Source organism: Bradyrhizobium sp. CCBAU 53351, from assembly GCF_015291745.1.
Classification (GTDB): Bacteria; Pseudomonadota; Alphaproteobacteria; order Rhizobiales; family Xanthobacteraceae; genus Bradyrhizobium.
Map to the genome: position 1 here is coordinate 4,996,876 of NZ_CP030059.1, position 12,659 is coordinate 5,009,534.

General features: G+C 64.3%; 14 protein-coding genes. 3 read left to right on the forward strand and 11 right to left on the reverse strand.

The features are described 5' to 3' along the window. Positions 1 to 6: 6 nt before the first annotated feature. Both purS and purC read right to left on the reverse strand, forming a co-directional pair. A complete protein-coding gene (gene purS, locus XH83_RS23760) occupies positions 7 to 249 on the reverse strand; it encodes a phosphoribosylformylglycinamidine synthase subunit PurS (RefSeq protein ID WP_007602264.1) in 243 nt (80 codons plus the stop codon). A 13-nt stretch (positions 250 to 262) separates the two neighbouring features. Next, positions 263 to 1,030: a phosphoribosylaminoimidazolesuccinocarboxamide synthase gene (purC, locus tag XH83_RS23765; RefSeq protein ID WP_173015815.1), complete on the reverse strand. Its 768-nt coding sequence runs from the start codon at positions 1,028 to 1,030 to the stop codon at positions 263 to 265. A gap of 321 nt (positions 1,031 to 1,351) precedes the next feature. On the opposite strand from purC, the gene XH83_RS23770 reads away from it, so the two are divergent. After that, positions 1,352 to 1,675 carry a DUF1476 domain-containing protein gene (locus XH83_RS23770; protein ID WP_194403145.1) on the forward strand — a complete coding sequence of 108 codons (324 nt, stop codon included), beginning with the start codon at positions 1,352 to 1,354 and terminating at the stop codon, positions 1,673 to 1,675. Between the two features lie 5 nt (positions 1,676 to 1,680). On the opposite strand, the gene XH83_RS23775 is transcribed toward XH83_RS23770, so the two are convergent. Then, complete coding sequence (locus XH83_RS23775; protein WP_194403146.1) at positions 1,681 to 2,655, reverse strand: LysR family transcriptional regulator; 975 nt, start codon at positions 2,653 to 2,655, stop codon at positions 1,681 to 1,683. 104 nt (positions 2,656 to 2,759) lie between these two features. Between XH83_RS23775 and XH83_RS23780 the strand changes: the two genes are divergently transcribed. Next, the gene (locus tag XH83_RS23780) at positions 2,760 to 3,587 is read left to right on the forward strand and encodes an oxaloacetate decarboxylase (RefSeq protein ID WP_194403147.1); all 828 of its coding nucleotides are present in this window, start codon (positions 2,760 to 2,762) and stop codon (positions 3,585 to 3,587) included. Here XH83_RS23780 and cynS read toward each other — a convergent pair. From cynS to XH83_RS23815, 7 genes are all read right to left on the reverse strand, one after another. Next, complete coding sequence (gene cynS / locus XH83_RS23785) at positions 3,574 to 4,056, reverse strand: cyanase (RefSeq protein ID WP_194403148.1); 483 nt, start codon at positions 4,054 to 4,056, stop codon at positions 3,574 to 3,576. The two genes, XH83_RS23780 and cynS, sit on opposite strands and share 14 nt — an antisense overlap. Positions 4,057 to 4,070: 14 nt before the next feature. Continuing rightward, on the reverse strand, positions 4,071 to 4,994 hold the full coding sequence (locus XH83_RS23790) for an ABC transporter ATP-binding protein (RefSeq protein WP_194403149.1): 924 nt from the start codon (positions 4,992 to 4,994) through the stop codon (positions 4,071 to 4,073). 2 nt (positions 4,995 to 4,996) lie between these two features. Beyond that, on the reverse strand, positions 4,997 to 5,836 hold the full coding sequence (gene ntrB, locus XH83_RS23795) for a nitrate ABC transporter permease (protein WP_194403150.1): 840 nt from the start codon (positions 5,834 to 5,836) through the stop codon (positions 4,997 to 4,999). Between the two features lie 148 nt (positions 5,837 to 5,984). Further along, positions 5,985 to 7,364, reverse strand: coding sequence for a CmpA/NrtA family ABC transporter substrate-binding protein (locus tag XH83_RS23800; protein ID WP_194403151.1), 1,380 nt, complete (start codon positions 7,362 to 7,364; stop codon positions 5,985 to 5,987). Between the two features lie 119 nt (positions 7,365 to 7,483). Continuing rightward, on the reverse strand, positions 7,484 to 8,362 hold the full coding sequence (locus XH83_RS23805; protein WP_194403152.1) for a sulfurtransferase: 879 nt from the start codon (positions 8,360 to 8,362) through the stop codon (positions 7,484 to 7,486). A gap of 50 nt (positions 8,363 to 8,412) precedes the next feature. Then, positions 8,413 to 9,525 (reverse strand): acyl-CoA dehydrogenase family protein, encoded by a 1,113-nt coding sequence (locus XH83_RS23810; RefSeq protein ID WP_194403153.1) that lies wholly within the window; start codon positions 9,523 to 9,525, stop codon positions 8,413 to 8,415. A gap of 36 nt (positions 9,526 to 9,561) precedes the next feature. Next, complete coding sequence (locus XH83_RS23815; RefSeq protein ID WP_194403154.1) at positions 9,562 to 10,104, reverse strand: OsmC family protein; 543 nt, start codon at positions 10,102 to 10,104, stop codon at positions 9,562 to 9,564. Between the two features lie 246 nt (positions 10,105 to 10,350). Between XH83_RS23815 and XH83_RS23820 the strand changes: the two genes are divergently transcribed. Next, positions 10,351 to 10,998 (forward strand): TetR/AcrR family transcriptional regulator, encoded by a 648-nt coding sequence (locus XH83_RS23820; RefSeq protein ID WP_194403155.1) that lies wholly within the window; start codon positions 10,351 to 10,353, stop codon positions 10,996 to 10,998. 79 nt (positions 10,999 to 11,077) lie between these two features. On the opposite strand, the gene XH83_RS23825 is transcribed toward XH83_RS23820, so the two are convergent. Next, positions 11,078 to 12,631 (reverse strand): alpha/beta fold hydrolase, encoded by a 1,554-nt coding sequence (locus XH83_RS23825; RefSeq protein ID WP_194403156.1) that lies wholly within the window; start codon positions 12,629 to 12,631, stop codon positions 11,078 to 11,080. Positions 12,632 to 12,659 lie beyond the last annotated feature (28 nt).

Here is a 12,659-nt window from a genome sequence, read left to right on the forward strand (position 1 = left end):
TCCTGCTCACCCGATCAGCTCGACCCGATAATTCTCGATCACGGTGTTCGCGAGCAGCTTGTCTGCGGCGTCCTTCAGCGCGGCTTCCGCCTTGGCCTTGTCGGCGCCGGCGAGCTCGATGTCGAACACCTTGCCCTGGCGGACGCTGGCGACGCCGTCGACGCCGAGCGACTTCAGCGCGCCTTCGATGGCCTTGCCTTGCGGATCGAGGATGCCCGTCTTCAGGGTAACGGTGACACGTGCCTTCACGTCAAAATCCTCTTCAGCTCTTCACCAGCACCGGGCCGGAGCCCTGCGGACGCTCGTTCTCCATCAGGATGCCGAGACGCTTTGCAACTTCCGTATAGGCCTCGAGCAGACCGCCGAGATCCCTGCGGAAACGATCCTTGTCGAGCTTCTCGTTCGACTTGATGTCCCAGAGACGGCAGCTGTCCGGCGAGATCTCGTCGGCGACGATGATGCGCATCATCTCGTTCTCGAACAGGCGCCCGCACTCCATCTTGAAGTCGACGAGGCGGATGCCGATGCCGAGGAAGAGGCCGGTGAGGAAGTCGTTGACACGGATGGCGAGCGCCATGATGTCGTCGATCTCCTGGGGCGTCGCCCAGCCGAAGGCCGTGATGTGCTCTTCCGACACCATGGGATCGTTGAGCTGGTCGTTCTTGTAGTAGAATTCGATGATCGAACGGGGCAGCTGGGTGCCCTCCTCGATGCCGAGGCGCTGCGACAGCGAGCCGGCGGCGACGTTCCGCACCACCACCTCGAGCGGCACGATCTCGACCTCGCGAATCAACTGCTCGCGCATGTTGAGGCGGCGGATGAAATGGGTCGGCACCCCGATGTCGTTGAGGTGCTGAAACAGGTACTCCGAGATCCGGTTGTTGAGGACACCCTTGCCCTCGATCACCTGATGCTTTTTCGCATTGAACGCGGTGGCGTCGTCCTTGAAGTGCTGGATCAGGGTACCGGGCTCCGGGCCTTCATACAGAACCTTTGCCTTGCCTTCATAAATACGACGCCGACGGCTCATGGGGATGTACCGTGTTTTGTTGAAATCCATGTATTTGGTGTGCTCCGGTTACTAGGATTTACGACCCACAGCGGAGCTGCCGTGAACAGCCCGGAACCCATCTATAAACCCTTGGAAACAGAACGGGAACCAAGCCTTTAGGCAACCTATCCGATTGGCTGTCCGAGCACAATCGATCCGGCCGTCCGGCGCCAACTTATACCGTCTTGCCTGCGGCTTAACGGCCCGTTGTTTTGCCGATATGTGCTATCTATGTAGGCACGCAGCCGGGCGGTCGCAACGGAAGGCCCCCCGCGCCATCAGAGGGATTTGGAACAAGGCATGAGCGAGTTCGACAAGCGCCAGGAAGGTTTCGAGAAGAAATACGCCCTCGACGAGGAGCAGAAATTCAAGGCGGAGGCCCGCCGCAACCGGCTGCTCGGGCTTTGGGCCGCCGAAAAGCTCGGCATCTCCGGCGATGCCGCCACCGCCTATGCCAAGGAAGTGGTTGCGGCCGACTTCGAGGAGGCCGGCGATGCCGACGTCGTGCGCAAGCTGACGGCTGATTTCGCCGCCAAGAACGTCGCCGTCACCGAGCAGGCGATTCGCGCCAAGATGAGCGAGCTGCTCGCGGTCGCAGCCGCCGAGGTCAAAGCCGGGAAATAATTGAGTTAAGCAAGGCGCCGGCGCGCAATACCCTTGCGCGCCGGCGATCGCTTTCCGGTGTCCCGCGTGGTCGGGACGTCCCGCCCGGCATAGTTGCGCCGGATGGTCTCGAGCAGGCGCTCGGCCGCAGCGCTCAGAAAACCACCGCGGCGCGTGACGAGAACGATGTCCTGATCCGCCGCAAGATCGTCCACCACGATCGTCGCGAGCGAGGCCGCACGCAGTTCCTCCGCCATGTGGCTCCGTGCCAGCAGCGCAACACCGAAGCCCGCCTCGACGAGCCGCTTCTGGGCGGTGAGGCTATCCACGGCCGTCCACTCCACTTCGCCGAGCCCTTGCGTGAGAAACAGCGCAAACACGTGAGCCGCGGCGATCTCGCGGCGCCCGCGCGTCGCCGGGAATGCGATCCAGCGCTCGCCGCTGAGCTCCGCGAGGCGCTTCACGCGCTTTCCAGCCAGAGGATGGTCGGGCGCACAGACCACCTGCAACGCCTCGCTCAGCACCAGCTCGCAGGTGAGGTCGCCGGAGCGGTCGGTGTTGTAACGCAGGCCGATCGTCGCCTCGCCGCGCCGGACGAGATCGCTGACCTCCGCGCTGGTCGCGGTCTGCAAGGCCAGCGTGACGGCCGGATTCTCCTTTGCGAACCGCTTCATGATGGTCGACAGGCGACTATCGGCCAGCGTTCCGGTCACCGCGAGCGACACCGGCCCTGCATTCTGCTTGGTCAATGCGCGGATCGCCTGTTCGGCGTCCTCTGCCGCGGCAACCGCGCGCTCGGCATAGGGAATCAGCACGCGTCCGGCATCGCTGAGCCGGGTGCGGCCTGCCACTCGTTCGAACAGGGGCACGCCGAGCTCATGCTCCAGCAGCGCGATGCGGCGCGAGATCGCCGGCTGCGAGCGGTGCAGGAATTTCGCGGCATTCGAAATCCCTCCCTTGCGATGAACGGTCAGGAAGGTGTTGAGGGCGTCACTGTCCATTACGACCTCATGCAAAAAACTGATGTCTTCCGTAAGAATAACAAATTTGTCGGATGGCGAAAATGCTCCTAAGCCTGCCTCGACCGACAACACGGAGACGAGCCATGATGAGCCAGCTGGACAAGGCGACAGCGTTCCGCGCCCTGCACGCGCGCCGAGGCGCCTTCATCATTCCCAATCCATGGGACGCCGGCACCGCCAAGTTGCTCGCGGCGATGGGCTTCGAGGCCCTGGCGACGACGAGCCTCGGGGTCGCCAACATGCTTGGCAGGAGCGGCGTCAGCCTCGATGTCATCCTCGCCAACGCGCGCGCGATCGTCGAGGCGACCGACCTGCCCGTCAGTGTCGACCTCGAGAATTGCGGTGCGGACGAGCCGAAGCGTGCCGCCCAGGCGATACAGCGCGCCGCCGAGGCCGGCGCCGTCGGCGGATCGATCGAGGATTTCAGCGGCGACCGCGATCGCCCCATTTACGACTTTTCCCACGCGGTCGAGCGCGTCCAGGCCGCCGTCGAAACGGCGCGTGCGCTGCCGTTTCCGTTCACGCTGACCGCGCGGGCCGAGAACTTCCTGCACGGCCGCAAGGACATCGACGACACGGTTCGCCGCCTGCAGGCCTTCGAGGCCGCGGGCGCCGATGTCCTCTATGCGCCCGGCCTGTACGACCTCGGCACGATCCGGACCGTCGTCTCCTCGCTCGGTAAGCCGTTCAACCACGTCATGGGCTTTGCCGACCCGACGCTGACGGCCGAGCAATTGTCGGACGCCGGCGTCAAGCGCATCAGCGTCGGCGGGGCGTTGTCGCGCTACGCGCTTGCCGCGTTCCTGACCTGCGCGCGCGAGATGAAGGACAAGGGATCCTTCACCTATATTCGCGAGATGGCAGAGGTCGGCGCGTTGCGCGCCGCCTTCGCCGCGGTCACTCCTCCTTGAAGCCGTATTCCGGCACGTTGCCGCTGGCGCCGTAATATTTGTACGGCAGGAATTTGCCGCTCATGGTGATCTTGACGCGGTCGCCCTTCGGGTTGGGCTGTCGTTCCATCACCATGTCGAAATCGATCGCCGACATGATGCCGTCGCCGTACTCCTCCTCGATCAAGGCCTTCCAGGCCGGCCCGTTCACCATCACGAGTTCGTAGAAGCGATAGATCAGGGGATCGGTCGGGGGCATCGGCATGCCGCGCATTGGCGTCTCGTTCAGCATGGCGACTTCAGCCTTCGACAGGCCGAACAGCTCGCCTGCATTGGCCGCCTGCGGCTTCGTCAGCTTCATCTGGCCGAGGATGGCGCCCGTGATCAGCACCTCGGAATAGCCGCCGATCTTGTCGCAGATGTGCTTCCAGCTCCAGCCCTTCTCGCGCTTGATGTCGAGCAGCTTTTCGGTGAGGTCTTCGCGTTTCATGTCAGGGTCTCCTCTCAGGCGGTGAGTCCGGGACTGGGCCCGGGTATCCAGGTCTGTCTTTGCTCCTCGACGTTCGAGGCGATCGTCAGCCCGGGCTTGCCGATATGTACCGTCGGCACGTTGCGTGGATCGTGGCCCAGCGTTTCGGCGGCAAAGGTCTTGCTGCGCGTCACCAGGAAATCGATGATGTGGTTGCGCAGCGCATAATAGAGCGGATGGCGGTGAAGATCGATGCGGCCGCGATCCCGCGGCAGCGGATTTTCGACGACCTCGGCCAGCACCGCACCCGGCCCGTTGGTCATCAGGAAGATCTTGTCGGCGAGATACATCGCCTCGTCGACGTCGTGGGTGATCATGAATGCGGTCTGCCCGGTCTCGAGGCAGATACGCCGGACCTCGTCCTGCAGCGTGCCCCGCGTCAGCGCGTCCAGCGCCGAGAAGGGCTCGTCCATCAGCATCATCTTCGGCGTGATCGACAAGGCACGCGCGATACCGACGCGCTGCTTCATGCCGCCCGATAGTTCCGATGGCCGCTTGTGTTCGGAGCCGGCGAGGCCGACGAGATCAATGAAGTTCTGCGCGTGCGCCCTCACCTTGGCGCGGTCCCAGCTTCGCCATTTCGAGCTCACGGCGTAGCTGACGTTGCCGAGCACGGTGCGCCAGGGCAACAGCGCATGGCTCTGGAAGATCACGGCACGATCGAGGCTGGTACCGGAGATCGCCTGTCCGTCGACGATGACCGCGCCCTCGCTCGGCGCGTCGAGGCCGGCGAGGATGTTGAGCACCGTGGTCTTGCCGCAGCCGGAATGGCCGATCACGCAGGCAAACTCGCCGCGCGCCATCGACAGCCAGAGATTCTCGAAGATGGTGGTCGTAGCGCCACCCGCGCCGGGATAGCGCTTGGCGATGCCCTCGATGGAGATGAATTTATCGGTCATGTCTACTCCGGAAACGTGACCATGCGCGTGAAGCGCGCCAGAATCTGGTCGAGCAGCATGCCGATGACTCCGATCAGCAGGATTGCGATGATGACGTTGGTGATCGACAGATTATTCCACTCGTTCCAGACGTAATATCCGATGCCGGTGCCGCCGACGAGCATCTCGGCGGCGACGATGACGAGCCATGCGATGCCGACCGAGATGCGCATTCCGGTCAGGATCGTCGGCGCCGCGGCGGGGAGGATCACGGTGAAGGCGCGCCTGACGGTGCCGACTTCGAGCGTGCGCGCCACGTTGATCCATTCCTTGCGCACGCTGGCAACACCGAACACGGTGTTGAGCAGCATCGGCCAGATCGAGCAGATGAAGATGACGAAGATCGCCGAGACCGAGGAATCCTTGATGGTGTAGAGCGCGAGCGGCATCCAGGCCAGCGGCGAGATCGGCTTGAGCACCTGAATGAAGGGATCGAGCGCCTTGCTGAGCAGCGGCGACATGCCGATCAGGAAGCCGAGCGGGATCGCGACCAGCACCGCAAGCAGATAGCCGGTGCCGACGCGTGCGATCGAATAAGCGAGCTGGATGCCGAGGCCCTTGTCGTTCGGGCCGTTATCGTAGAATGGCCGTTTCAAATGCTCCAACAGCTTGGCGCCGACATCGAGCGGTCCCGGCATCGTTGATTTGCCCTGCGTCGCGGTGAGGCCCATCAGCTTGGCGTATTCCGGGCTCATCGTCGTGGTTGCACCGGTCGAGCGCGTGGCCAGGTGCCAGATGCCGAGAAACGCAGCGAGCAGCACGATGGAGACGAGGCCCGCACGGAGGCGGAGGGAGGAATTCATCGCGCCGACCTCACCCCATGTGTCCCGGACGCGATGCAGCACGCAATGCTGCTTCGCAGAGCCGGGGCCCAGCCGGGCCGGCTGGGTCCCGGTTCTGCGTCGCACCGCTTTGCGCTGCGCCGTGCCCGGGACACGAGAGCCCAGCCCATCACGACGCCTTCCTGATCTTGAAGCTCGCCACATAATCCTCCGGCTTGGCCGGATCGAACGTCTTGCCCATCACCGCGAAAGACTTGTAGGCGCTCGCCGGCGGCGACAGGCCCATTTCGGTCATCAGCTTCTTGGTGTCGGTGGCGAGATACACCTGCTCGGCGACGGCCTTGTAATCGACGTCGCCCTTGATCTGGCCCCAGCGCTTCATCTGCGTCAGCATCCACACCGCGAAGGACTGCCAGGGGAACGGATCGAAATCGACGCGCTTGGCGTCGGTCTTCACTCCGCCGAGCCCGTCGGCATAGGTGCCGGTCAGCACCTGCTCGAGCACCGTCACCGGCGCGTTGATATAGTTGGCCGGCGCAATCGCTTCTGCGATCTGCTTGCGGTTCTCCGCTTTCGATGCAAAGGCGGTGGCATCGACGATGGCGCGCGTCAGCGCTGCAAAGCTGTTCGGTGCCGTCGTGATGAACTCGCGACTGGCGGCGAAGCTGCAGCAGGGATGGCCGTCCCAGATCTCCTTCGACAGGATGTGCATGAAGCCGACGCCGTCATAGATCGCGCGCTGGCAGATGTTGTCGGGAGCGAGGAAGCCGTCGATGTTGTCGGCGCGCAGATTCGCGACCATTTCCGGCGGCGGCACCGAGCGCAGCTGCACGTCGGTGTCGGGGTCGAGACCGTGCTCGGCGAGATAATACCGCAAGAGATAATTGTGCATCGAATAGTCGAAGGGAATTGCGAACTTCATCCCCTTCCAGTCCTTCGGATCGCGCTTGTCCTTGTGCTTCATGGCAAGCGTGATGCCCTGCCCGTTGATGTTCTCGATCGCAGGGACGGCAAATGGAACCGGGTTGGCACCCAGGCCGAGCGAGATCGCAATCGGCATCGGCGCCAGCATGTGCGCGGCGTCGTATTCCTTGTTGATGGTCTTGTCGCGAACCACGGCCCAGCCGGCGGTCTTGACCACCTCGACGTTCAGACCGTGCTTGGAATAGAATCCCATCGGGGCCGCCATGATGATGGGCGTGGCGCAGGTGATCGGGATGAAGCCGACCTTGAGGTCCTTTTTCTCCGGCGCGCCGGCTTGCGCAAACGCCTCGGTCGCGGTCTTGAGCGGGAAGAACTGCGACAGCGCGGCGAGCGCAGTGGAGGCCCCGACCGATTTCAGGAATGCGCGCCGCGCCCCATCCTGCGGAAACATGGCGCGCATCACGGCAGACGCAACCACGCCCTCGTAGCGCTTCTCCTCGCTCTCAACGGGCTCGCATCGCAGGGTCAACGCGGCCTCGTGCTCTCCCGCCGAAGCGTGCTGGCCGCACACACATCCGGACTGAAGATTGCGGTCGGCATCGAACGGATCGTTAAACGTGGACATGTTTCTGCGCCCCTTTGTCACACCGTGCGGCGGACGCCGTTGTCCGCCGCGTCGGCTCAAAATTCCTTCGTGGCCCGGCTGCCCCCTTGCGCAGCCGGGCCACGGGAAACATGCAGGTTCTATGCCGCCTTGCCTGTTACCTGGGCAGCCACCGGCAGCCCCTGCTCAATCGGCAGCGACGGATCGCGCGACCATTCGTTCCAGGAGCCGAAATACATCCGCACGTCCTTCACGCCGGCGTTCTTCAGCGCCAGGAACGTGTTCGAGGCCCGCGCTCCCTTGAAGCAGTAGAGATAGACAGGTGTGGTCGGCGAGATGCCGACGGTGGCACATTCCGCCAAAATCTCGTCCTTGGACTTGAAGCGCGGGCCTTCCGCGGTCGGCTTCATCATGCGGTACCATTCCAGCCACACTGCGCCGGGGATACGGCCCTTGCGCGGGCAGAAATCCTTGCCGTAGGGCGAGGAGCTGTCGCCAATCCACTCGTCGACGTCGCGCACGTCTAGAATGGCAATGCCGGGCTTGCCGACCGCGGCGAGCATGGTCTTGGCGTCGATCAGGATCTCGCCGGCCTCGGGTACGATCGCGAACGAGGCTTTCGCCGGCGCCGGGACATCCTTCGTCACCGGGAAGCCCGCCGCTGCCCACGCGTCGAAGCCGCCATGCAACACCTTGACCTTGGGATAGCCAAGCATGGTGAGGAGGTAGTAGCCGCGGCAGGACTGGCCGAAGCCGGAATTCATCGACTGCTCGTAGATCACGGCCGTTTCCTTGCCGGAGAGGCCGGCCGCGCCGAAAGCATCGGCGAATTTGGTCTTCAGCTCGCTGATGCCCTCCGGCGTCGAGGTTGCAAGGAACGTGAAGATCTCGTGCACGTTCACGGCATTGGGCAGGTGCCCGGCAGCATAAGCGTCGGGATTGCGGGTGTCGATCACGACACAGGGTTCAAGCTTCAAGAGATCGGCAAGTTCGCTGGCAGAAATCAGAACGTCCGTCATTGGCGGCCTCTCCGTTGAGGTTGGGGGTCTTCTGGGTGGACTCGTGAAGCTCAGCAATCGGCGAGCATCTTGCGCAGCTGCTTGGTAGCCGGCGTGACGATCGCAATGAAATAGGCCTCGCGCAGGCGCCGCTGTGCGCGGTGGCTCTTGAGGTAGCCGCGCGCGCCACAATGCAGCATCGCCGCATGCGCCGCCGCGACGCTGGCCTCGCCGGCGCGAAGCCTGAGCGCGATCACCTTGCGCCAGTAGGTTTCCTCCTCGTTGTAGGGATCGCGCGCCAGCGCCATGGTCTCGGCCTCGAGCTCGGCGGCGAGATCGCGGAAATGCACCGGCTGCTGCGGCAGATAGCGGTTGATATGGCCGAGGGGATTGTCCACCTCATCCATGATGTTGATGCAGTCCTTGATGAGGCCGAGCGCCATGCCGGCCTGCAGCAGGATGAAGCCGGCGCGGATCTTCTTGACGAAGGGGCCGGCGGGATCGGCGAGGATCAATTCGTCCGGCACGAAGACGTCGCGGAACTGCACGCCATAGGTGCCGGTGCCGTCCATCGCCATGAACGGCTTGCACGGCGTCAGCGTGATCGCGGGATCGGCGCAATCGGCGAGGAACATCACCGTTTCCTCCGCGTCCTCGCGCTCGAAAATCGTGCCGAAGTAATGATCGGGACCGAGGTTGGAGACCCAGGGCAGCGCCCCCCGCACGACATAGCCACCCTCGACCCTGCGCCCCTTCAATTTCAGCTTCTCGATGCCGAAGAAGCTCTTCATCGGATTGGAGAGCCCGGTGCCGCCGAGCACCCGGCCGGTCGAGAAGGCATCGCCGAAGCGCTTGGCGAGCTTCAGGTTAGTCGAGTTGGCGGCGTACCAGACCAGGGTGTTCTGGCACCAGGCCATGAAGGCCGTGGCTCCGCAGACCTCTCCGATCGCCTCAATGGCCTGGATCGCGCAGCGCAGGTCGGCGGGACCCTCTTGCGGGACGTGACTTCCCCAGGCGCCGACCTCGCCGAATTTGCGCAGCACGTCGGCTGGATAGACCGAACCGTCGTCGATGCCGGCCGCGAGCGGCGCGAGTTGCTCCCGTGCGATCCGCGCCACTTCTCCTGCAATGGAAGGTGCGGGCTGATCCAGAACTTCGACCCGCGATAAAGCCAGTGAACCCATGATCGTCTCCCGCACCTTGTCCTGGTTGCTATTCAGCTAGATGCCGACCTCGAGATTGACCGGACGGGTGAAGGTGTTGGCGACCGGCGACCATTTCTTGACATGGGCGACCAGCGCGTCGATCTCGTCCTGCGCGATGCCCTCGCATTCCATGTCGACCTTGACGCGGACGTCGGTGAAGCCGACGGGCTTGTCGGAGGTGTCGCCGGTGCCCCACACCGCGGTGATGTTGAGGTCGCCTTCGAGCTCGAGCTCGAGCTTGTTGACGATCCAGCCGCGGTGCACCGCATTGGCGTGCAGGCCAACTGCAAGGCACGAGCCGAGCGCGGCGAGCGAGGCTTCCGACGGATTGGGGGCGGTGTCGTCGCCCAGGAGCCCCGGCGGCTCATCGACGATGTAGGGCGGCAGATTGCGGATATAGTTGGCGTGGCGGAACTTGCCTTCCGCGACCGTCTTGCACTTCAAGGTCTTGACGACCTTCGGATTAGCCTTGCCGCTCGCGATCAGTTGCTCGAGGCCATTCTTGTCGATGGGCGCAAGGCACCCCGTCAGCACTGTCTTTTGAACGACGGCAGTCATCTTTTTCTCCCTGGCAGCCGTGAAAAACGGCAGGATACCGAACGGTCTGTTTCCTTGCATAGGGCGTGCCAAAGCGGGCGGAAAACGAAATGCGAGGCGATGGAGCCGCTTAAGCGTCGCTGCCCGCGGATTGATCAGCCGCGCTCTGCTCAAAGGCGATGCAGATGCGCGCGCCGATGCGAATCTTTTCGGCGCGAAACAGATGCGGCTTGATGATACCGCGCGGCTGCGGGTAAGTTCGTCGCCATGGCCAAGACGTCATCGAAGAAGACCTCGCCCCACGCCGCCATCGGCGACGACGAATCCGCGCGCGGGCGCCTGCTCAGCGCCGCATCGCATCTGTTCTGCAAGAACGGAATCAATGCCACCGGTATCGATGCGATCATCGAGGAGGCCGGCACCGCGAAGACCACGCTCTACAAGCTGTTCGGCTCCAAGACCAACCTCGTCAACGCAGTGCTGGAGAGCGAAGGCAAGCAGTGGCGCGAATGGTTCATCGCCGCCATGGAGGAAGGCGGCGGCGACGCGCAGGCCAAGCTGGCGCGCATCTTCCCGGCGCTGAAGAGCTGGTTTGGCGAAGAGCGCTTCTACGGCTGCCCCTTCATCAACGCCGTCGGCGAGCACGACAAGGACGCCAAGCAGTTCCGGAACATCGCGCTGAAGCACAAGAAGATCGTGCTCGGCCACATCGAGAAGCTCGCCGGCGAGCTCGGATCAAACGAGCCGGTCGTGCTCGCGCATCAACTCGGCCTCCTCATCGATGGCGCGATCGTCGCCGCGATGGTGTCGCGCGATCCCGGCGTCGCCGATACGGCCGCGCTCGCTGCGGGCCCCCTGCTCGGTCAGGCAAAGACGAAGAAGAGGCGCGGGGCGGAGCATTTGGAGGCGGTGTGATCGCTCTCACTTTGTAGCCCGCATGGAGCGGAGCGGAATGCGGGAACACCCTCCCGGATTGCGCTCCGCTCCATCCGGGCTACGGCGGAGGACGATTCAACGTCTCCACAAACTGCCCGATCGCCGCCAGCACCGGCTGCTGATCGCCTGCGAAGAACCAGTGATCCTCGCCATCGAGCTCGACGAACTGCGCACCCTTGATCCGGCTCGCGATATCGCGCCCGGCGGCGATCCGCACGGCCCGGTCGCCGCGCCGGTGCAGCACCAGCGTCGGCACGTTGATCTCAGGCAGAAGGTGCCGCACGTCGGCGTCGCGAAAGGCTTCGAGCACGGCCGAGATGCCGCCGGGACTGGACGCCGCGCGCAGCAATCCGGCCCACCAGGCGCGCGCCTTCGGATCGCCCGCAAGGCTCGGCGCGAAGGTCTCGATCCCGACCGGCCCGCCCCATTGCGCGACCAGATGCCTGCTCCAGGCGTCATACTGACTGGCGCGCAAGGCATGCGGGTAATCCTCCGACCAGCATCCCTTGGCCAAGGCGCCGAACAGGATGAGCCCGGCCACGACGCGCGGCTGATCGACCGCAAATTTGACGCAAGCCGGCCCGCATTCGGACGCGCCGAACAGTACGACGCGGCGGGAATCCACCGCGCGCAGCACGGTGCCGATATCCTCCGCGGTGACGTCGATACCAGGCGCCGATCCGACCCGGTCGGACAGCCCGATCCCACGACGATCGAACACGATGAGGCGCCCGAGCTTCATCAATGACGCCAGGAACGTCCGGCTCGCAGGGCTCTCCCAGGCACGCTCCACATGCGACACGAAGCCCGGCATCACCAGAATATCGAGCGGGCCGCTGCCATAGGTCTGATAGGCCAGATGCACGCCGACGCCCTTCACGTAGCGCGTCGTCGGAGCGGCGTGCGGTGCTGCGGCCGGACTCATGAGCGCCTCGGTCTCGGCCTCCGGTGCGACCCCGAGCTCATCCCGCAGCCGCTGCGTGAGTGCCGCGTGATAACGTTCTGCCGCGCTTCGGTCGCCTGATAGCAGCAGGCTGCGGATCAAGTGCCGGCCATAGACTTCGCTGAGCGGATCGAGCTCGACCAGGCGCTGCGCATGTGCCGTCGCGGCAAAATGATCTCCGGCCGCGTTCTTGTCCTGCACGAGACGCTCCAGCGCATGCACCAGCCGTCCCCGCAGCGCCTCGCGGCGGAAGAACGCCCAGTCGTCGAACTCGGGGCAGTCTCCCGGCGCGAAGCCCGCCAGGAAGTCGCCCCGGTAGATCAGGCACGCTTGTTCGAACGCGCCGCGATCGCAGGAATCCTCGAACAGACGTGAGTCGAGCTTCAGCTCGAGGTCCGGCGACCATCTCAGACTGGTGCGGTCGGTCTCGAACACCGCTTGGCCCAGCGTGAGCTCGACGCGGTGAAGCAGCCGCCGCAAGCGCGCAAGGCCGGTCTCCCGGGGCGTCTCCGGCCACAGCAGCGTGGCCATGATTTCGCGCGCGACGGCGCCCTTGGCCTCCCCGAGATAGACCAGCAGCGCAAGCCCCTTGCGCAAGGCCAGCTTGATCGGGCGGCCGTCGGCGTAGAGCTCGGGGAACCCGAACGTCTCCAGCGAAAAAGCCGTCATGGAAATCCTCTTCTTCCGGCTTGCGTTC